This window comes from Celeribacter neptunius, assembly GCF_900113955.1.
Lineage (GTDB): Bacteria > Pseudomonadota > Alphaproteobacteria > Rhodobacterales > Rhodobacteraceae > Celeribacter > Celeribacter neptunius.
Genome location: NZ_FORH01000008.1, coordinates 129,720 through 149,126, shown reverse-complemented (window position 1 = coordinate 149,126; position 19,407 = coordinate 129,720). Strand labels below are relative to the sequence as shown.

Here is a 19,407-nt window from a genome sequence, read left to right as displayed (position 1 = left end):
CTTGGGCGGGGGGCCTTTTTCATGGAGGCCTTATGAGCAACGACAATCTTTGGCGCGACACGCCGGCAGGCAGCGGCGGCTGCCAATGCGGAGCTGTGCGCTACACGTTCACGGCGGGCCCGAGCAAGGCCACGATCTGCCATTGCCGGATGTGCCAGCGTGCGGTCGGCGGGCCTTTCGCCGCGCTTCTGGAACTGCCCAGAGACCGGATCAGCTGGGCCGGCGCGCCGAAACGCTTTGCCTCTTCGTCCAAGGCCGACCGCGGCTTTTGCCCGGAGTGCGGCACGCCGTTGTTCTATGACTTTCACGACCGCGACGTGATCGAGGTGACGGCAGGTTCGCTGCCTCCCGATTTCCCCTATCGTCCGGTGAAACAATGGGGCATGGAATCGCGGTGCGGCTGGCTCGACGGGCTGCCTCGCCTGCCCGGCGCGGAAACCTTCGAGACCGGGATCTCAAGCAACCAATCCAGCGAAAATGACGGAGCGTAATCATGGTCAAACGGTTCAGAATGACGCGGCGTTTTCCTGTTTCGATGACCGAAGACGGCTATCGTCGGCTCAGACGGTTCGCGAAGGAGGCGGGATTGGACGAGGGAGAGGCGCTGTCTTTCCTGTTCGAGAATTTCAACTCCGTCACGGATGAAGAAAAGCTGACGCACCGGTTGCGCCTGTTCAATTCCGAGCTTGCCAGTCGCAAGCGATAATCGGAGGGCACGCGCGAAAATCGGCTGTGTCATCGTTACAGACACGATTTAGACTGGCCCGGACGGGTCGGACCTGAGGAGGATCAGAATGACGGAAGCCTATATTTATGACGCCGTGCGCAGCCCGCGCGGCAAGGGGCGCAAGGACGGCAGCCTGCACGAGGTCACCTCGGCAGCGCTCTCGGCCCAGATGCTCAATGCCGTGAAAGAGCGCAACGGGCTCGAGGGCCATGCGGTCGAGGATGTGATCTGGGGCAACGTGACCCAGGTCGGCGAACAGGGCGGCTGCCTGGCGCGCACCGCCGTGCTGGCCTCCGATCTCGACCAGTCGATCCCCGGGCTCGCGATCAACCGGTTCTGCGCCTCGGGCATGGAGGCGGTGAACATCGCCGCCAACCAGATCAAGGGCGGGGCCGGCATGGCCTATATCGCCGGTGGTGTCGAGATGATGGGCCGGGTCGCCATGGGCTCCGATGGCGCGGCGATTGCTGTGGACCCGTCGATTGCGATGAAGACCTATTTCGTGCCCCAGGGCATCTCGGCGGACATCATCGCCACGGAATACGGGATCACCCGCGAAGAAGCGGACGCTCTGTCCGTCTTGTCCCAGAACCGCGCCGAGGCCGCCTGGAAGGACAACCGTTTCGCCAAGTCCATCGTGCCGGTGAAGGATATCAACGGGCTGACCATTCTCGACCGCGACGAATACATGCGTCCGGGCACGACGGTCGAGACCCTCGGCGCGCTCAAAGCCTCGTTCAAGGACATGGGCGAGGTGATGCCGGGCTTCGACAAGATCGCACTGATGAAATACCCGCATCTCGAGAAGATCGAGCATATCCACCACGCGGGCAACTCGTCGGGCATCGTCGACGGGTCCGCCGCCGTTCTGATCGGCAACAAGGAATTCGGCGAGAAATACGGGCTCAAACCGCGGGCGCGCATTCGGGCCACCGCCAAGATCGGCACCGATCCGACGATCATGCTCACCGGCCCGGTGCCGGTGACCGAAAAGATCCTCGCCGACAGCGGCATGTCGATTTCGGACATCGATCTCTTCGAGGTGAACGAGGCCTTTGCCGCCGTGGTCATGCGTTTCATGCAGGCGTTCAACGTCGATGAGAGCAAGGTCAACGTCAACGGTGGCGCCATCGCCATGGGTCACCCGCTGGGCGCCACCGGTTCGATCATCATCGGCACGTTGTTGGACGAGCTGGAACGCACCGGCAAGGGCACCGGCCTCGCGACGCTCTGTATCGCGTCCGGCATGGGGGCGGCGACGATCATCGAAAGGATCTGACATTGAACGAGGCGGAACTGCGCGCCTTTCTGGACGATATCTCCACCTGTTTCATCACAGGCGATTTCGAACTTTGGTCCGCGCGCACGCTTCTGCCTTTTTCCATGGTTACCAAAGAGGGGCCCGTCTTGCTCACCACCGAAAGCGAACTCCGGCACAATTTCGAACTCTATCTCGAGGCCTGCAAGATCATGCGCCTCGATGAGGTCTACCGCCGCCCGATTGCGCTCGAGGATTGTCATGACGGGACTTTCATCGCCACCTATGAAACCGAACTGCTGTGCCACGGCCAGCGCGCGACGGAGCCCTACACCTCCTCGGCGCTGATCCACAGAACCCCGGAGGGGGACAAGATGTCCTCCGTGATGAATGCCCGCGGGCATCACCCCTGGACCGGCACCAGCCCCGCAAAAGAGGGAAAACAATGACTGATTTTCACTATGACGTAGACAGCGACGGCGTGGCCGTCATCACCTGGGACCTCGAGGGCAAGTCGATGAACGTGCTCTCGATGGAGGGTATTGCCGAGCTCGACGCCTGTATCGACAAAGCGCTTGGCGACGACGCCGTCAAAGGCATCGTCATCACCTCCGGCAAGGACACGTTTGCCGGCGGCATGGATCTCAACATCATCGCCAAGATGAAGGACGCGGCCGGCGACAACCCGGCGCAGGGTCTGTTTGACGGGCTGATGAACATGCACGCCATCCTGCGCAAGCTCGAGCGCGCCGGCATGGACCCGAAGACCAACAAGGGCGGCAAACCGGTCGCCGCCGCGCTGCCGGGCACGGCGCTCGGCATCGGGCTCGAACTGCCGCTGTCCTGCCACCGCATTTTCGTTGCGGACAACCCGAAGGCCAAGATCGGCCTGCCGGAAATCAAGGTCGGCATCTTCCCCGGCATGGGCGGCACCACCCGCGTCTCGCGCCTCGTCGGCGCCATGGCGGCGGCACCGATTCTCCTGGAAGGCAAGATGCTCGACCCGAAGAAAGCCAAGGGCGCGGGGATCGTGCATGAGGTGGTCGAGCCGTCCGAGCTGATGGCCAAGGCGAAAGAGTGGGTTTTGGGCGCGAAAGACGCGGACATCGTCAAACCCTGGGATGCCAAGGGCTGGAAAATGCCCGGCGGCGCGCCCTATCACCCGGCGGGCTTCATGACCTTCGTCGGCGCCTCCGCCATGGTGCATGGCAACACCCAGGGCGTCTACCCGGCGGCAAAAGCGCTCCTTTCCGCAGTCTACGAAGGCGCGCAGGTGCCGTTCGACACGGCGCTCAAGATCGAAGCGCGCTGGTTCACCCATGTGCTGATGAACCCATCGTCGTCGTCGATGATCCGCTCGCTGTTCATCAACAAGGAAGCGCTCGAGAAAGGCGCGAACCGCCCCGAGGTCGCGGACCAGACCGTCAAGAAGGTCGGCGTCTTGGGCGCGGGCATGATGGGCGCGGGCATTGCCTATGTCTCGGCCAACGCCGGCATCGAGGTCGTGCTGGTCGACATGAAACAGGAAGCCGCGGACAAGGGTAAAGCCTATTCCGAAGCGATTCTCGACAAGGGCATCAGCCGCAAGAAGGTGACGCCGGAGAAGAAAGACCAAGTGCTGTCGCGCATCACGGCGACCACCGATCTGGACGCTCTGAAAGGCTGCGATCTGATCGTTGAAGCGGTGTTCGAGGATATCGGTGTGAAAGCCGAGATGACCAAGAAGGTCGAGGCGATTGTTGGCGAAGATTGCATCTTTGCGTCGAACACCTCGACCCTGCCGATCACCGAACTGGCAAAAGCCTCTGCGCGCCCGGAGCAGTTCATCGGCATTCACTTCTTTAGCCCCGTCGACAAGATGCTCCTCGTCGAGATCATCAAGGGTAAAGAGACCGGTGACGTGGCCGTGGCGAAAGCGCTCGACTATGTGCGCCAGATCCGCAAAACGCCGATCGTGGTCAATGACGCCCGCTTCTTCTACGCCAACCGCTGCATCATTCCATACATCAACGAAGGCGTGCGCATGGCGGCCGAGGGTGTCGATCTGCCGCTGATCGAGAATGCCGCGAAACTTCTGGGCTTCCCGCTCGGGCCGCTTCAGCTCATCGACGAGACCTCCATTGATCTCGGCGTGAAAATCGCCAAGGCGACCAAGGCCGCGATGGGCGACGCCTATCCGGATGAGGCCGTCGATGAGGTGGTGTTCTGGATGTTCGATCAGGGGCGTTTGGGCAAGAAAGCCAATGCCGGCTTCTACGACTATGACGAAAAGGGCAAACGCGGGCTTCTCTGGGAAGGTTTCACCGCCGAATTCCCCACCGCCGACGCGCAACCCGATCTCGACGAGGTGCAGCATCGCCTGATGATGGCGCAGGTGCTGGAGGCCGTGCGCGCGCTCGAGGAGGGTGTGCTGGAAGACATCCGTGAGGGCGACGTCGGTGCAATCCTCGGCTGGGGCTTTGCGCCCTGGTCCGGTGGCCCGTTCAGCTGGCTCGACATCATCGGCGCGGGCAAAGCGGTCGAGATTTGCGACAATCTCACCGCCACCCACGGGCCGCGCTTCGAGACCCCGAAACTCTTGCGCGACATGGCCGCCTCTGGCGAGACCTTCTACGGTCGCTTCGGCAGCGGCGCGGACAGCAAAGCCGCCTGAGGTTTCGAGACAGGATGAACACGCGCCCTTCCCTTCGGGGGAGGGCGTTTTCATGCGTTCAGGCGTCTTCCTTGGCCAATTCGGCAAACATCCCACGCCCCTGGATCTGTGGCGCCATGGTGCACCAGCGGTCTTCGAGTTGCACCCAATGGGCATCCATTTCTTCGGCATGGACGATGATCCGGCCCGGCTCCGAGGTGACCGGGGCGAGGATGAGATTGAGAAACAGCGCAAGCGCTTCGGCAGAGATACACATGATCGGGCTCCGTTCTGGTCAACGTGGCCCTCGCACCCGCATGACGTCCTCCCGCACGAGGTCATGCGATCAGCCTAGCGCAATCCGTCACACAGGATGTGATCCTATGCTGCATCGCGGCATTTATCGTGTGGATTTGCCCGATTTCCGGGCAGAACACCCGGATCTGCACAGCTCTCAGCCGGTCGCATGACCAAAAGGCAAGGCCCGCCCCAACGGTGCGGACCTCACTCGGGGAACCTCATCCCAAAGCCTCACGCAGGCCGGTCAGTTGGCGTAGCGCAGGGGCTGACGGCTTTGGCGTTCCTGCTTGATCCAGGCGGCGTCGAGCGCATCCTCGTCCATCAACCTGTCAATGAACCGCCGCGCCTGGGCCAGGGACAGAACATCGTAGCCCGGCACCGGATGATCTTCCATCAGGCTGGCCATGGTCAGCTCTGCGGGGGCCGGGCAATGAAACAGCGCGCCGACATTGGCAAAGACCACCTGTTCGGTGTCGAATTCCAGGGTCACCACTTCCATCGGCTTGCGGGGGCGTTCCGGCGCGATGCCCTTGTAACCGTCGAGCGCCTGGGCCGGCACCAGGGTGAAGGGATCGCCGAACATGGTTTCGCCAGCGTCGCTTTCCACCATCACCGATTGTTCCGGCAGGAGATGCAGCTCGGTCTTGTTGCCCAATGCCCCGGCCGGCACGCAGAGCGGCCAGGTGTGGCGCGGCGCCGTGCCATAATCGACATAGGTCCAGCTGCGGGACAGCCGGCGAACCGGCTGAAGTCCGGCATCGAAGGTCAGGACTTTGTCTCCGACCTGAAGGGATTCGACATCGCGCCACCCGTTCTGAGTGGCCACCTGGGTCCCGGCCGTCAGGCCGCTGGTCAAAACCGGTTGGCCCGCATGCAAGGCGCCGTCCCAAACTCCGGACCGCCCCATCGCGTTGCGTGTCGGTTCTTTCTGAAACATCTGAGCCAGCTTTGCCATCATCGCATCCCCATCTTTGGAGCCTCTTTTCGGGTGTCCGCCCAAGGTCTCCGTTCAATGCAGGATCAGAAAAGGCGTCTGGTGGGGTCACAGTTCGGCCCGATTGGGACCCAATTGCGGCATAATCCCGCCGCGGGCGAGAATGCCTGCCATTTCATTCAATTGTTCATGGATTTGGCAATAATCTCTTAACTCATTTCCGGCGCACCAATGGTTTAACCCTGTTTTCACGCCGGTTACCCCCCGCCCGAGCCGAGATTCCCCTGAGTTTACCGCGCGATTCGAAACAGAGGGCTTCCTGGCACGCCGTCCGCCGAGGCCCCTTGTTAACCATAATGGCGCAATCGCGCCGCAATCAGGCATTCTCCGGATCGAAACGGTAGTCAAATCGGGCAATATCTTCTGCCGCGATCCGGGCCACGAGATCGGCATCCGCATCGGAATAATAGCGACGGTGATCCCGCCCCCGCTCCGAGCTGTTCACGCGCGCCACCGGCGAAAGGTTGAAACCCAGATGCGCCCAAAGCGGCGCCAGATCCGCGTCCAGATGCTCCAGCCTGAGATAATGCGCCGCCGGTGCGCCCCCCGCCCCGTCGCGCAGATAGGCGCTATAGGGCACGGAAAGCGCTTTCACCGTCTCTGCGGCATTGAGGAACTCAGAGAAGCCCGCGGATTTGGCCAGCCGCACCGCGGAGTGATCCCAGCCCTGCATCTGCAACCAATGATAATAAGAGACGATGCGATCCCAGGGGTTTCGCACCAGGGTAAAGACGAAATAGTCGGCAAAGGTCTCGCGCGCGACCAGCCCCTCGATATCGGCCAGGCTGGAGTGTTTCCACAGCCGCCCGGCGGCCTCGAGCTTTTTCACCCGCGCCCGGCGTTTCACCGCCTTGGGCGTATCGCCGATCAGGATGTCCTCCGCCATGGCACGCGTCTCCAAAGCCTGCGAAAGCGCCGTGCCCCCGGTCTTGGGGATATGGACAAAGATATAGCGACGGCCGGGCGAAATGATCATGGCCCGACATTAAAGCGTTTTTCGGCAAAGCTGAATCACAGATTTTCGCCAACACCGCAGAACGATGCCATGTCGCGCGCTTTTACCCGGCCCCGTGCTCCCGCCTCCCCCTCGAAAGCGATGCCCGGACCGGCTTCCCCGACGAGGGCAATTGTCGCCCCCGACGATCCGCGCTAGATTGCCCCAAACATCAATGGATAAGAGCAGCCCGCGCATGACCGCGCTTACCGAATTCGAACGGCTCGAGGCCCCCGGCCTCTGGCTCCCCGAAGGGGAGAGCCAGCGTCGTTCCGTGATCGTCTCGATCGGCGAGGCAACCCTGACGCTGAGCGAAGCGCGCAGCGACGGACGGCCGCTGACCCATTGGTCCCTGCCGGCGATCGAACGGATCACGCCCGATGGCGAGATCCCGGCGCGCTACCGCCCCGCCCCCGACACCGATGAGGAGTTGGAGATCGAGGACGAGCTGATGATCGAGGCGATCGCCCGTATCCGCCGCGCCATCGAGCGGGTCGGCCCGCATCCCGGGCGGCTGCGCGGGGCGCTGTTCGGGTTGGGGGCTCTGGCCCTGATCGGCATCTCGGTCTTCTGGCTGCCCGGCGCGCTCATCCGCCAGGCGGTCTCCATCGTCCCCACGGTTACCCGCGCCGAGATCGGTCAGGAGCTTCTGGGCCGGATCAAACGGCTTTCGGGCGCGCCCTGTGACACGGTGCACGGAGCCCGCGCCCTGGACCGTCTGAAGACCCGGCTGATCCCCGGTGGCGGCGGTCAGATCGTGGTGGTGAACAGCGGCGTCGCCATCTCCCAGCACCTGCCCGGCAACATCATCCTGCTGAACCGTGCGCTGGTCGAGGATTACGAAGACCCGGATGTGCTCGCGGGCTATGTGCTGGCCGAGATCGAACGCGCCAAGGAAGACGATCCGCTGGAACGCCTGCTGCGTGAGGCCGGGCTGATGACTTCGCTCCGGCTGATGACCACCGGGCATATCCCGCCCGACGTACTCGATGCCCATGCCGAAAGCCTGCTGACCGCACCGATGAGCCCGGTATCGCAACCGGCTCTCATCGCGCGGTTTGCCGCGGCCCAGGTGCACAGCGCGCCCTATGCCTACGCCCGCGACATCACCGGCGAGAGCGTGTTGCCACTGATCGAGGCGGACGGGGTCCAGATCGAAACCACGCGCCCGGTGCTCTCGGATGGCGATTGGGTGGCGTTGCAGGGCGTCTGCGGCGGGTAGGAGGCCTTAGGGAACATTCCTCCCTTCCGGCGCGGAACAAGGCGAAGCCGCCGCGCCTGCGGTCATTCCGAAAGCATGCCTATGGCATGACCTGTCCCCGCAGGCTTGTCGCGGCTACCGTTTCACGAGTTGAATATCCGCTCCGGCCCGCAAAGCCCGCGTCCCGGAACGGAAGACCCCCGCCTGATGCGGGGGTTTCTCTTATTGTTCTGCCTCGTCAACTCAACGCTTATTTGCGTGCAAATGCGTCCCCATAACCGGCACCGCGAACGGAGGCCAATGCGGACAGGGTTTGCTCGGGCCGGGCAAACGGGCCGGCCAGAACAGATTTCAGAACCTTGCCATTGCGATGCAGAACCTGCGTCGCAACAGGAAGACCCATGGCCGAAAGGCGCGCCATCGAGCGCTCGGCATTTTCAGGGACACCAAAGGTGCCGACCTGGACGTAGCGCAGAGACTGCGCTGTGCTCTGTTGCGGCTGAGCGGCAACGGATTGCGGGGTGGCCGGGCGCGCCGCAACCGCACGGGGCGCGGTGGGCGTGCGGCTCGGAGCCACGGATTTGGTCGAGACCTGCACCGGCACGCCGGCCGATGTTTGGGCCGGCGCTTTCGCCACTGTGCTGCGCGGCTTGAACGAGCTGCCGAACAACCATTGCCAGAATGTCATCCGACGCGGAGCGTAGAGATCATGCGCCGGGGTGGTCTGGCTCCAGACCTGCGCCATCTGCAGATCGCCGCGCGCGGTCAGCGGGCCGCGATTGGGGTTGAGACGGCCATCCGTCCAGGCCCGGGTGTAGCCCGCGGGCAAGGTCCCCGCCACCGGGGCCGGCAGATCGTAGGGCGACAGGCCGGCGTTGCGCGCCACCTGGTTGCGGACATTCTGGGTCGAAACCCGGGTCTGGGCCTGACGCTGGATATAGGCCGACGGGTGTTGCACCTGCGGGCCGCAACGCACCGTATAGCGGGACGAGGTCATATATTGCGCCGCATTGCCCGAGAGCCCGGCACATTGCGTCGCCAGAGCCGCGGCGGCGGTCCGCATCGGCGCCTGCACGGCAGCGGCGGGTGTCGTCACAGACGGCAGAATTGGCATCGGGGTCGGCAGTGGCGCGGTCGCGACCTGAACGCTCGGCGCCGATTTCACAGGCACGCGCACCATGGTCGGCTCGGTCGTCGTCATGCGGCTGCCATCGGCAAGACGCACCGAGACGCCTGCGGGCAGGCGTTTGAGAATATACTCCGTTGCGCCGGTGGAACAGCGCAGCTGACCGCCCTCGACCTCGGCCACGCAGCCGCGTTCGCCAAAGGTCCGGCCCGCCAGTGTTTCGAGCCCCGGCAAGGGCGGGGCTTTCGGCAGCGCCGGTTTTGCGGCAACGGCTGCGGGTTTCGGCGCTGCGATCTCTGGCTGCGGCGCAGGCACCGAGGTTGCGGTGCCGGCGGTCACCATCGGCGCGGCCGCCTGACCAGAGCTCTTCGCTGTCGGCGTCGCGGTCACGGCACTCGCCACAGTCGTCGCGGGGTCCGGATCGGGGATCACCGGCAGCTTGTGATCGAGATCGGCAAAGGTCGGTTTGAAACCACAGAGCACCTGACGCGACCGGGTCACCCGCGGCACCCAGTGTACCGCCGCCCCGTCACCGCTGCGCACATAGGCGCACCCCCGGCTGTCGACATATTGCGTGCCCTTGTAGGAGAGCGGCGGGAATTCCGCCGGCCCATCCGCATTGTAGAGCGATCTGGCCGCAGCCTCCTTCAGGGAGAGAGCGGATACACCCAAAGTCGCAATCAGCACCGCAACCGAAATTGTCTTCACAGCCTGCATTATGTGGCCTCACACAAGATATTGTGGCCAGCCTAACGCAGAAGCGATTCGCTGTTAAGAGGGGAAATCGCTTATTTTGTACCGAACATGCGGTCGCCCGCATCCCCTAGCCCGGGAACAATATATCCATGTTCGTTGAGCTTTTCGTCCACTGCGGCTGTGACGATCGGCACATCCGGATGCGCTTCCTCCATCCGCTTGACCCCCTCGGGCGCGGCCAAGAGGCACAGAAAACGAATGTTTTTCGCCCCGGCTTCCTTGAGCTTGTCGATCGCCGCAACCGAGGAATTGCCGGTGGCCAGCATCGGATCGACGGCAATGACCAGACGGTCGCCGAGATCCTCGGGCACTTTGAAATAATATTCGACCGGCTCGAGGGTCTCCTCGTCACGATACAGCCCGACGAAGCCGACGCGGGCCGAGGGAATCAATTCGAGAATACCGTCGAGCAAACCGTTGCCCGCCCGCAGGATCGAGATCAGGGCGAGTTTCTTGCCGTCGAGCGTCGGCGCCTGCATGGTCTGCATCGGCGTCTCGATGGTCTTTTCGGTCATGTCGAGCTCGCGGGTGACCTCATAGGCCAGCAAGAGAGAGATCTCGCGCAGCAACTGACGGAAACCTGCGGTCGAGGTCTCCTTGTCGCGCATGATGGTGAGTTTGTGTTGCACCAACGGGTGTTTCACAACGGTCAGATGATCAAGCATCGGCAGGCTCCAGTTTCTTCGCGACCGCCCCACGGGTCGCCTCATCACAAAAGGCGGCATCGAGTGCAGCCTTGTTCAATTCCAGGAAATCCGCCTCTTCCCAGCCGAAGGTCTCGGCAAGGCGGTCGAATTCATAGCGCATGGTCGAATGGAAGAACGGCGGATCATCGGTCGACACGGTGACTTTCACCCCGCGTTTGCGCAGCTCGGCAATCGGATGATCCGACCATTTGGGATAGACGCCCAGCGCCACGTTCGAGCCCGGGCAAACCTCGAGCACGATGCCCGCTTCGGCAATCTCATCGACCAGGGCAAGATCCTCAATCGCGCGCACCCCATGGCCGATCCGTTCGACCTTGAGATCGCGAATGGCGTCACGGACGCTCTCAGGCCCACCCCATTCGCCGGCATGCGAGGTGAGCCGCAACCCGGCCTCGCGCGCCATGTCGAAGGCATATTTGAAATCATTCTGCTTGCCCATGGCCTCATCGCCGCCCATGCCGAAACCTGTGACGAAATCCCCCACGGTTTCGGCCGCGCAAAGCGCGGTCTGTTTCGCCTGATCCGGGCCGAAATGGCGCACGCAGGTCGGGATCGCGCGCATGACGATGCCGGCCTCGCGCTCCATCTCATCGGCGGCCTGTTTGATCGCCGCGAGGTAGTCCTGCCATGCCGCGACATCGCCGCCACCACAGAAATCGGGGGCGAGAAAGCTCTCGGTATAGATCACATTCGAGGCCGCACTTTCCTCGAGCACGGCGCGGGTCAGGCGGTAGTAATCCTGCGGCGACTTGAGCACCGAGGTCGCCGCCTCGTAGACTTTCAGGAAATCCCAGAAATCCTTGTATTTATAGGCGCCATTCTCGTCGAAAATCCCGGCGAGATCGGTGTTTTTCTCTTTCGCCAGGCCACGAATGAAGGCGGGCGGCGCTGCGCCTTCGAGATGCATGTGCAACTCGATCTTCGGCAGATCTGATACGGTCAAAGGAGACTCCTTCACAGAAATGTTTTCCCCGGCCCCTGGGCGGCAATCCCGAGATGCGCGGCGATGGAGGCCGCGACATCGGTGAACGCCACCGGACCAATGGGATGTGCGCCAAGGCCATAGCCCAGAACCGGCACCTGCTCACGGGTGTGATCCGTGCCGGACCAGGTCGGGTCATTGCCATGATCGGCGGTGAAAATCAAAAGGTCGCCCTCTTTCGCGCGCTCATAAAGCCGCGGCATCTGGGCGTCAAACCATTCGAGATGACGGGCATAGCCCGAGACATCGCGGCGATGGCCATAAAGAGAGTCGAATTCGACAAAATTGGCAAAGGTGAAGGAGCCGTCGGGCGCCTCCTCCATCACATCGCAAAGATGATCGAACAGCACCTTGTCGGTGCCCTTGCGCACCTCATCGAGGCCCTGCATGGAGAAAATGTCACCGATCTTACCGATCGCATAGGTCGCGCGCCCGGCGGCTTTCGCCCAGTCGCAGATCGTAGGGGACGGCGGCGCGATGGCGTAGTCGTGGCGATTGCCGGTGCGGGTGAACCCCTCTTCGACCGACCCCACGAAAGGCCGCGCGATCACCCGTCCGATCTTCATCGCATGGAGCGTCGGGGCGAGGTCTTCGCAGAGCTTGAGCAGGCGATCCAGGCCGAAATGCTTTTCATGCGCGGCGATCTGGAACACACTATCGGCGGAGGTGTAGCAAATCGGCCAGCCGGATCTGATATGCTCTTCGCCGAACTGTTTGATCACTTCCGTGCCCGAGGCATGACAATTCGCCAGCGTGCCCCCTGCCCCGCAAAGCGCGGCGGCCTGATCCATCAACTCCTGCGGAAAGGACACCGGCTCATCCGGGAAATAATGCCAGTCCCAGGGCACCGGCACACCCGCCAGCTCCCAATGCCCGGAGGGCGTATCCTTGCCCGGCGAAATCTCGGCAGCGACACCGTAAAGCCCCATCGGCTCGGCCTGAAGCCCCGGCGCAGGATCAGAGGTGGCATGCGCCATCGCCGCACCGAGCCCCAGCGCATCGAGATGGGGCAGGAAAAGCGGCCCTGTGCGCCCCTCTTCCGCACGCCCCTCAGCACAGGCCTGGGCGATATGGGCAAGCGTATTGGCGCCAGTGTCCGGCAACTCGCCGTTGAAAAACTTTTCCGCGTCGGGCGCACCGCCCAGCCCCACGGAATCCATCACGATCAGAAACGCTCTGCTCATACCGATACCTTCTCATAGACCAGCGGCGGTTCGTCCGGCGCCGCCTCGGCCACGCGGATCGCCGCGCGGATCTCTGCCTCTGCCCGGTCGGCCTCTTCCACGCTCTTGGCGTGGATGGTGGCGATCAGACTGTCTTCATCGAGATATTCCCCGATCATGCAGCAATTGGAAAGACCGACCGCCGGATCGATCTTTTCCCCGCCCTTGAGCCGGCCGCCGCCCAGATGCACCACGGACATGCCCAGCGCATGGCCGTCCATTCCGGCGACATAGCCCGGCGATTGCGCCGTGACATCGCGCACCACCGGCGCAGACGGCAGACGATCGCGCCAGTTGTCGACAAAATCCGCCGGCCCGCCCAGCTCCGTGATCATCCGGCCAAATCTCTCGGCGGCAGAGCCATCGGTGAGCGTGTCGCGGACCGCCCATGTCGCCTGATCGACATCTTCGGAAAGTCCGGCGAGCACCATCAGCTCGCCGCCCAGCGCACAGGTGACATCGCAGAGGATATTGTCCACTTCGCCGGTGGTCAGCGCCTCCATCACCACCATGATCTCGAGCGCATTACCCAGGGCCGGGCAGAGCGGCTGGTTCATATCGGTGATCAGCGCCGAGGTCTTGCACCCCGCACCATTGGCGGTGGTCACGAGGCTTTGCGCCAGCGCGCGGGCATCCTCGAGCGTCGTCATGAAGGCGCCGGAACCGCATTTCACGTCAAGCACGAGGGCCTCGAGCCCGGCGGCGAGTTTTTTCGACAGGATCGAGGCGGTGATCAGATCGATGCTCTCGACCGTGCCGGTGACATCGCGAATGGCGTAGAGCCGTTTGTCCGCCGGCGCGATCTGGCCGGTGGCGGAAACCACGGCACAGCCGACCTGCTCGACGATCTGATGAAAGCGTTCATCGGTAACCTCGGTTTTGAGCCCCGGGATGGCTTCGAGCTTGTCCAAGGTCCCACCGGTATGGCCAAGGCCACGCCCCGAGACCATCGGCACATAGGCCCCGAGCGCCGCCAGAGCCGGCGCCAGCAACAGCGAGACACAATCGCCGACACCGCCGGTCGAATGTTTGTCGATCGCGGGCGCCGGCAAATCCCATGTCATCACGTCACCGCTGTCACGCATTGCGAGCGTCAGCGCCACGCGTTCCGGGTCCGACATGCCGTTCAACAGCGCCGCCATGGCAAAGGCCCCGGCCTGGGCATCCGTCACCGCACCAGAGGCGAGCCCCTGGGCGAATACGGTCAGCTCCGCCGGTTCCAATGTCTTGCGGTCTCGCAGTTTCTCGATGATCTGACGCGCGTCCATGGCGGGCCTCACTCCATATGATCCGGGGTGAAAGCCCCCGGCAGCAGCTCGCCCACGGTCATGGTCAGCAGTTTGCCCGTGCGCGACAGCATCGAGACCTTGACCTCCGGCCCGGCGAATTCGCGGATTTTCTGGCGGCAGCCGCCACAGGGCGGCACCGGATCGTCGCTGTCGCCGATCACCGCGACCTCAGCGATCCTGGTGTCACCGCCGAGCACCATGGCGGCAATCGCGCCCGCTTCGGCACAGGTGCCCTCGGGATAGGCGGCATTCTCGACATTCACCCCGGTGTAAATCGCCCCGCTGTCCGCACGGATCGCGGCGCCAACCTGAAAATTGGAATAGGGCGCATAGGCTTTGCTCTGAACCTTTTTCGCCTCATCTAAGAGAGACATGTGGGACCTCATGCATTGAAGGATCGTCTTTTGCCAAAATTTTTGACGGTTTGGTCAAGACTGCGCCGCCGACCCGGCAGATGCAAGCACGATAGCGACCGGGCACGGCTTATCCACAGGGTCCGACCGGGTGACACGCGGCCGCACGCCAATTTTTCATCACCCGGGACGGCAGAAAGGATATATTTGCGCTAACGGCGCAAAGGTGATGTAAATCTATGGTGAATTCCCCCCATTGCCCTCTTGCATGCGCCCCGGAACGCGGCGTAGAGGCAATACAACGGGGTTTGCGGTGCCCGCCTGAAAAATATAGTTTAACTCTAAACTAAATTCTCGCACACCACAGCCCCACCCGCGACAGACAGGGAGAGCCCCATGGCGACGGAGAGCCGCACACCCAATTTGAAACAGGCTGCGCTGGACTATCACGAATTCCCGAAGCCCGGGAAACTCGAGATCCGCGCCACCAAGCCAATGGCCAACGGCCGCGACCTGTCGCGCGCATACAGCCCCGGCGTGGCCGAGGCCTGCCTTGAAATCAAGGAAGATCCGGCCAACGCCATGCGCTACACCGCCCGCGGCAATCTGGTCGCCGTGGTGACCAATGGCACCGCCGTTCTGGGCCTCGGCAATATCGGCGCGGCCGCTTCGAAACCGGTCATGGAAGGCAAGGCGGTCCTGTTCAAGAAATTCGCCAACATCGATTGTTTCGACATCGAGGTGAACGAGAGCGACCCGGAAAAGCTCGCCGAGATCGTCTGCGCGCTGGAGCCGACCTTCGGCGCGATCAACCTCGAGGACATCAAGGCCCCCGATTGTTTTATCGTTGAACAATTGTGCCGCGAGAAGATGAACATCCCGGTGTTCCATGACGATCAGCACGGCACGGCAATCGTTGTCGGCGCCGCGGCCACCAATGCGCTGCGCGTCACCGGCAAGCGGTTCGAAGACATCAAGGTGGTCTCCACCGGCGGCGGCGCGGCCGGCATCGCCTGCCTCAACATGCTGCTGAAACTCGGCCTCAAACGCGAGAATGTCTGGCTCTGCGACATTCACGGGCTGGTCTATGAGGGCCGCGAGGAAGACATGAACCCGCAAAAGGCGGCATTCGCACAGGCCTCCGACCTGCGCACGCTGGACGAGGTGATCGAGGGGGCAGACATGTTCCTCGGCCTGTCCGGTCCGGGCGTGCTGAGGCCCGAAATGGTCAAGAAGATGACCAAACAGCCGATCATCTTCGCCCTGGCCAACCCGACACCGGAAATCATGCCCGATGAGGTGAAAAAGGTCGCCCCCGATGCGATCATCGCCACCGGGCGTTCGGATTACCCGAACCAGGTCAACAACGTACTCTGCTTCCCGTTCATCTTCCGTGGCGCGCTGGACGTAGGCGCAACCGAGATCAACGATGCCATGCAGCTTGGCTGTATCGAAGGCATCGCGGCGCTGGCACGCGCCACCACTTCCGCCGAAGCCGCCGCCGCTTATCAGGACGAGCGACTGGATTTCGGCCCGGAATATCTCATTCCGAAACCGTTTGATCCGCGGCTCATGGGGGTCGTCGCCTCCGCCGTGGCAAAAGCCGCGATGGACAGCGGCGTGGCGACAAAGCCGCTCACGGATATGCAGGCCTACAAGGACCAGCTCGATCATTCGGTGTTCAAATCCGCCCTGCTGATGCGCCCGGTCTTTGCCGCCGCAAGCCAGGCCGAACGCCGGATCGCCTTTGCCGAGGGCGAGGACGAGCGCGTGCTGCGCGCCGCCCAGGCGATGATCGAGGAAACCACCGACAAGCCGATCCTGATCGGGCGCCCGGAGGTGATCGCCATGCGGGCCGAACGCGCCGGCCTCAAGATCCGTCCCGGCGTCGATTTCGAAATCGTCAATCCGGAGAACGACAGCCGCTACAAGCAATATTGGCAGGCCTATCACGGGCTGATGCAGCGTCGCGGCGTCACCCCCGACCTGGCCAAGGCGATCATGCGCACCAATACCACAGCGATCGGCGCGATCATGGTGCAACAGGACCATGCCGACAGCGTGATCTGCGGCACCTTCGGGCAATATCTCTGGCACCTGAACTATGTCACCCAGATCCTCGGCACCAAGGAGCGTCAGCCGGTCGGCGCGCTGTCGCTGATGATCCAGGAAGACGGCCCGCTGTTCATCGCCGACACCCATGTGCATACGGAACCAACGCCGGAACAGATCGCGGAGACGGTGATCGCCACGGCCCGCCATGTGCGGCGCTTCGGCATCGAGCCGAATATCGCGCTCTGTTCGCACTCGGAATTCGGCAACCTGCAATGCATGACCGGCCGCCATATGCGCGCGGCGCTCGAGATCCTCGACTCCGAACCGCGGGACTTCAATTACGAGGGCGAGATGCATATCGACAGCGCCCTTACCCCGGAACTGCGCCAGCGGATTTTCCCGCATTCGCGCCTCGAAGGCCCGGCCAATGCGCTGGTCTTTGCCATTGCCGATGCCGCCTCGGGCGTCCGCAACATCCTCAAGACCAAGGGCGGCGGGCTGGAAGTCGGGCCGATCCTGATGGGCATGGCCAACAAGGCGCATATCGTCACCCCGTCGATCACCTCGCGCGGCTTGCTGAACATGTCGGCCATCGCCGGCACGCCGGTGGCGCATTACGGCTGAGCCGACAGCGATACGCCCCCACAAGCCCGACAAGATTTGCAACCGCCCCCGCTCCTTTGCAGGGGCGGTTTTGTTTGCAACAACGCAAAGCGGATCAAAACTTTGCAAACTACTTTTCTTAAGGTGTTTGCGAATTTTATATAAACATTTCCACCCGCCTCTGATAACAACATTGCCGGAGCGCGAATTGCCCGCGTGTTTGGTGCCAGTGACATTCCAACGCAGCATAGCAGCCTTGCAGGGAATCACTGACTGAGCCAATCACGCCATGTCAGCGAGGAGGAGGCAGCCAGTGGCATATAAAGACGTTTACGAGGCCTGGAAATCGGACCCGGATGGGTTCTGGATGAAGGCCGCGGAGGAAATTCATTGGTACGAGAAGCCCTCCAAGGCGCTGTTTGACGACAAGGCGCCGATTTACGAGTGGTTCTCGGACGGCATGACCAACACCTGCTACAACGCGGTGGACCGTCACGTGGAGGCCGGTCGCGGCGATGAGCTGGCAATCATGCACGAGAGCCCGATCACCCATTCCACGAAGGGCATCACCTACAAGGAATTGCAGGCCCGTGTGTCCTCGCTCGCAGGTGCGTTGAAAATGCGCGGCGTCGAGAAGGGCGACCGCGTCATCATCTATATGCCGATGATCCCTGAAGCGCTCGAGGCCATGCTGGCCTGCGCCCGGATCGGTGCGGTGCATTCGGTGGTGTTCGGCGGCTTTGCCGCCCATGAATTGGCCGTACGGATCGACGATTGTACACCCAAGGCCATCATCGCCGCCTCTTGCGGCCTCGAGCCCAACCGCGTGGTGCATTACAAACCGCTGCTGGACGCCGCCATCGAGATGGCGGAGCACAAGCCGGAATTCTGCGTCATCTTCCAGCGCGAACAAGAAGTCGCCAAGCTGATCGACGGCCGCGACTTCTCCTGGCACGGCTTCCAATACGGGGTGAAACCCGCGGAATGCGTGCCGGTCGAGGGCAACCACCCGGCCTATATCCTCTACACCTCGGGCACCACCGGCCAGCCCAAGGGTGTCGTGCGCTCCACCGGCGGGCATCTTGTCGCGCTCAACTGGACGATGAAGAACATCTACAACATCGAGGCCGGCGACCGGTTCTGGGCCGCTTCCGACGTCGGTTGGGTCGTGGGTCACAGCTATATCTGCTACGGCCCGCTGATCAAAGGCGCGCAGACCATCGTGTTCGAGGGCAAACCCGTTGGCACGCCGCATGCCGGCGTGTTCTGGCGGATCATTCAGAACCAGCGGGTGAAGAGCTTCTTTACCGCGCCGACGGCGCTGCGCGCAATCAAGCGTGAGGACCCGACCGGCGAATGGATCAAACGCTACAAGCTGCACGATCTGCAGGCGATCTTCCTCGCCGGCGAACGCGCCGACCCGGATACGATCAAATGGGCACAGGAGAAATTCGGCGTGCCGGTGATCGACCACTGGTGGCAGACCGAGACCGGCTGGGCCATCGCCGCCAATCCGCTTGGCATCGAGGATCTGCCGATCAAGATCGGCAGCCCTTCGGTGGCCATGCCGGGCTACGAGATCGAGATTCTCGACGAGGCCGGCCATCCGGTGGAAGCCGGCGAACTGGGCGCCATCGCGATCAAACTGCCGTTGCCCCCGGGCACGCTGCAAACGCTGTGGAATGCCGAGGAGCGCTACAAGAAAAGCTATCTCAACACTTTCCCCGGCTATTACGAGACGGGCGATGCCGGGATCAAGGATGAGGACGGCTATGTCTACATCATGGCCCGCACCGATGACGTGATCAACGTCGCCGGCCACCGCCTCTCCACCGGCGCGATGGAAGAGGTGCTCTCGGCCCACCCCGATGTCGCCGAATGCGCGGTGATCGGCGTGGCCGACCAACTCAAGGGCCAGTCCCCACTGGGTTTCCTGTGCCTCAATGCCGGCTGCAACCGCGACCATGGCGACATCGTCAAGGAGGTCGTGCGCGACGTCCGCAACGAGATCGGCCCGGTGGCCGCCTTCAAACTGGCCTGCGTCGTCGACCGGCTGCCAAAGACCCGCTCCGGCAAGATCCTGCGCGGCACCATGGTGAAAATCGCCGACAGCCAGCCGTTCAAAATGCCCGCGACCATCGATGATCCGGCCATTCTGGACGAAATCAAAGAGGCGCTGCAAACGCTCGGATATGCGAAAGAGTGAA

The 19,407-nt window shown here is 62.8% G+C and carries 17 protein-coding genes; 8 read left to right on the top strand and 9 right to left on the bottom strand.

All coding sequences use genetic code 11. The features are described 5' to 3' along the window. Positions 1–32 precede the first annotated feature (32 nt). The 5 genes from BM151_RS17995 to BM151_RS17975 all read left to right on the top strand — a co-directional run bounded on the left by BM151_RS17995 (position 33) and on the right by BM151_RS17975 (position 4,638). Positions 33–491: a GFA family protein gene (locus BM151_RS17995; protein WP_090062141.1), complete on the top strand. Its 459-nt coding sequence runs from the start codon at positions 33–35 to the stop codon at positions 489–491. A gap of 2 nt (positions 492–493) precedes the next feature. Next, positions 494–706 (top strand): hypothetical protein, encoded by a 213-nt coding sequence (locus tag BM151_RS17990; RefSeq protein ID WP_090062140.1) that lies wholly within the window; start codon positions 494–496, stop codon positions 704–706. Between the two features lie 88 nt (positions 707–794). Then, positions 795–2,006: an acetyl-CoA C-acetyltransferase gene (locus BM151_RS17985; protein WP_090062139.1), complete on the top strand. Its 1,212-nt coding sequence runs from the start codon at positions 795–797 to the stop codon at positions 2,004–2,006. A gap of 2 nt (positions 2,007–2,008) precedes the next feature. Further along, on the top strand, positions 2,009–2,434 hold the full coding sequence (locus BM151_RS17980; protein ID WP_090062138.1) for a hypothetical protein: 426 nt from the start codon (positions 2,009–2,011) through the stop codon (positions 2,432–2,434). After that, on the top strand, positions 2,431–4,638 hold the full coding sequence (locus BM151_RS17975; RefSeq protein ID WP_090062137.1) for a 3-hydroxyacyl-CoA dehydrogenase NAD-binding domain-containing protein: 2,208 nt from the start codon (positions 2,431–2,433) through the stop codon (positions 4,636–4,638). Before BM151_RS17980 ends, BM151_RS17975 begins: the two co-directional genes overlap by 4 nt. 58 nt (positions 4,639–4,696) lie before the next feature. Here BM151_RS17975 and BM151_RS17970 read toward each other — a convergent pair whose 3' ends face one another. The 3 genes from BM151_RS17970 to BM151_RS17960 form a co-directional block, all read right to left on the bottom strand. Beyond that, positions 4,697–4,894, bottom strand: a complete 198-nt coding sequence (locus BM151_RS17970; RefSeq protein ID WP_090062136.1) for a hypothetical protein — start codon at positions 4,892–4,894, stop codon at positions 4,697–4,699. A 267-nt stretch (positions 4,895–5,161) separates the two neighbouring features. Next, positions 5,162–5,872 carry a Hint domain-containing protein gene (locus tag BM151_RS17965; RefSeq protein WP_177213210.1) on the bottom strand — a complete coding sequence of 237 codons (711 nt, stop codon included), beginning with the start codon at positions 5,870–5,872 and terminating at the stop codon, positions 5,162–5,164. Positions 5,873–6,227: 355 nt separating this feature from the next. After that, positions 6,228–6,887: a sulfotransferase family 2 domain-containing protein gene (locus BM151_RS17960; RefSeq protein ID WP_090062134.1), complete on the bottom strand. Its 660-nt coding sequence runs from the start codon at positions 6,885–6,887 to the stop codon at positions 6,228–6,230. A gap of 214 nt (positions 6,888–7,101) precedes the next feature. On the opposite strand from BM151_RS17960, the gene BM151_RS17955 reads away from it, so the two are divergent. Continuing rightward, the gene (locus BM151_RS17955) at positions 7,102–8,127 is read left to right on the top strand and encodes a hypothetical protein (RefSeq protein WP_090062415.1); all 1,026 of its coding nucleotides are present in this window, start codon (positions 7,102–7,104) and stop codon (positions 8,125–8,127) included. A gap of 229 nt (positions 8,128–8,356) precedes the next feature. Here BM151_RS17955 and BM151_RS17950 read toward each other — a convergent pair whose 3' ends face one another. From BM151_RS17950 to BM151_RS17925, 6 genes are all read right to left on the bottom strand, one after another. Beyond that, positions 8,357–9,949, bottom strand: a complete 1,593-nt coding sequence (locus BM151_RS17950; RefSeq protein ID WP_090062133.1) for an SPOR domain-containing protein — start codon at positions 9,947–9,949, stop codon at positions 8,357–8,359. A gap of 71 nt (positions 9,950–10,020) precedes the next feature. Further along, positions 10,021–10,653 carry a uracil phosphoribosyltransferase gene (upp, locus tag BM151_RS17945; RefSeq protein ID WP_090062132.1) on the bottom strand — a complete coding sequence of 211 codons (633 nt, stop codon included), beginning with the start codon at positions 10,651–10,653 and terminating at the stop codon, positions 10,021–10,023. Beyond that, complete coding sequence (locus BM151_RS17940) at positions 10,646–11,638, bottom strand: adenosine deaminase (protein WP_090062131.1); 993 nt, start codon at positions 11,636–11,638, stop codon at positions 10,646–10,648. The genes upp and BM151_RS17940 overlap by 8 nt, the downstream gene beginning before the upstream one ends. 11 nt (positions 11,639–11,649) lie before the next feature. After that, a complete protein-coding gene (locus BM151_RS17935) occupies positions 11,650–12,861 on the bottom strand; it encodes a phosphopentomutase (protein ID WP_090062130.1) in 1,212 nt (403 codons plus the stop codon). Continuing rightward, positions 12,858–14,168 carry a thymidine phosphorylase gene (locus tag BM151_RS17930; protein WP_090062129.1) on the bottom strand — a complete coding sequence of 437 codons (1,311 nt, stop codon included), beginning with the start codon at positions 14,166–14,168 and terminating at the stop codon, positions 12,858–12,860. The genes BM151_RS17935 and BM151_RS17930 overlap by 4 nt, the downstream gene beginning before the upstream one ends. 8 nt (positions 14,169–14,176) lie before the next feature. Further along, the gene (locus BM151_RS17925; RefSeq protein WP_090062128.1) at positions 14,177–14,563 is read right to left on the bottom strand and encodes a cytidine deaminase; all 387 of its coding nucleotides are present in this window, start codon (positions 14,561–14,563) and stop codon (positions 14,177–14,179) included. A gap of 375 nt (positions 14,564–14,938) precedes the next feature. Between BM151_RS17925 and BM151_RS17920 the strand changes: the two genes are divergently transcribed. Next, positions 14,939–17,221, top strand: a complete 2,283-nt coding sequence (locus tag BM151_RS17920; RefSeq protein WP_090062127.1) for an NADP-dependent malic enzyme — start codon at positions 14,939–14,941, stop codon at positions 17,219–17,221. A gap of 292 nt (positions 17,222–17,513) precedes the next feature. Continuing rightward, the gene (locus tag BM151_RS17915; protein ID WP_090062126.1) at positions 17,514–19,406 is read left to right on the top strand and encodes a propionyl-CoA synthetase; all 1,893 of its coding nucleotides are present in this window, start codon (positions 17,514–17,516) and stop codon (positions 19,404–19,406) included. Position 19,407: the final 1 nt, after the last annotated feature.

Bases quoted from the DNA above. Each gene is read 5' to 3' on its own strand.
- BM151_RS17985 (WP_090062139.1), top strand. From the start codon at position 795: ATGACGGAAGCCTATATTTATGACGCCGTGCGCAGCCCGCGCGGCAAG.
- BM151_RS17930 (WP_090062129.1), bottom strand. From the start codon at position 14,168: ATGGACGCGCGTCAGATCATCGAGAAACTGCGAGACCGCAAGACATTG.
- BM151_RS17950 (WP_090062133.1), bottom strand. From the start codon at position 9,949: ATGCAGGCTGTGAAGACAATTTCGGTTGCGGTGCTGATTGCGACTTTG.
- BM151_RS17920 (WP_090062127.1), top strand. From the start codon at position 14,939: ATGGCGACGGAGAGCCGCACACCCAATTTGAAACAGGCTGCGCTGGAC.
- BM151_RS17995 (WP_090062141.1), top strand. From the start codon at position 33: ATGAGCAACGACAATCTTTGGCGCGACACGCCGGCAGGCAGCGGCGGC.
- BM151_RS17960 (WP_090062134.1), bottom strand. From the start codon at position 6,887: ATGATCATTTCGCCCGGCCGTCGCTATATCTTTGTCCATATCCCCAAG.
- BM151_RS17975 (WP_090062137.1), top strand. From the start codon at position 2,431: ATGACTGATTTTCACTATGACGTAGACAGCGACGGCGTGGCCGTCATC.
- upp (WP_090062132.1), bottom strand. From the start codon at position 10,653: ATGCTTGATCATCTGACCGTTGTGAAACACCCGTTGGTGCAACACAAA.
- BM151_RS17970 (WP_090062136.1), bottom strand. From the start codon at position 4,894: ATGTGTATCTCTGCCGAAGCGCTTGCGCTGTTTCTCAATCTCATCCTC.
- BM151_RS17955 (WP_090062415.1), top strand. From the start codon at position 7,102: ATGACCGCGCTTACCGAATTCGAACGGCTCGAGGCCCCCGGCCTCTGG.
- BM151_RS17935 (WP_090062130.1), bottom strand. From the start codon at position 12,861: ATGAGCAGAGCGTTTCTGATCGTGATGGATTCCGTGGGGCTGGGCGGT.
- BM151_RS17925 (WP_090062128.1), bottom strand. From the start codon at position 14,563: ATGTCTCTCTTAGATGAGGCGAAAAAGGTTCAGAGCAAAGCCTATGCG.
- BM151_RS17965 (WP_177213210.1), bottom strand. From the start codon at position 5,872: ATGGCAAAGCTGGCTCAGATGTTTCAGAAAGAACCGACACGCAACGCG.
- BM151_RS17990 (WP_090062140.1), top strand. From the start codon at position 494: ATGGTCAAACGGTTCAGAATGACGCGGCGTTTTCCTGTTTCGATGACC.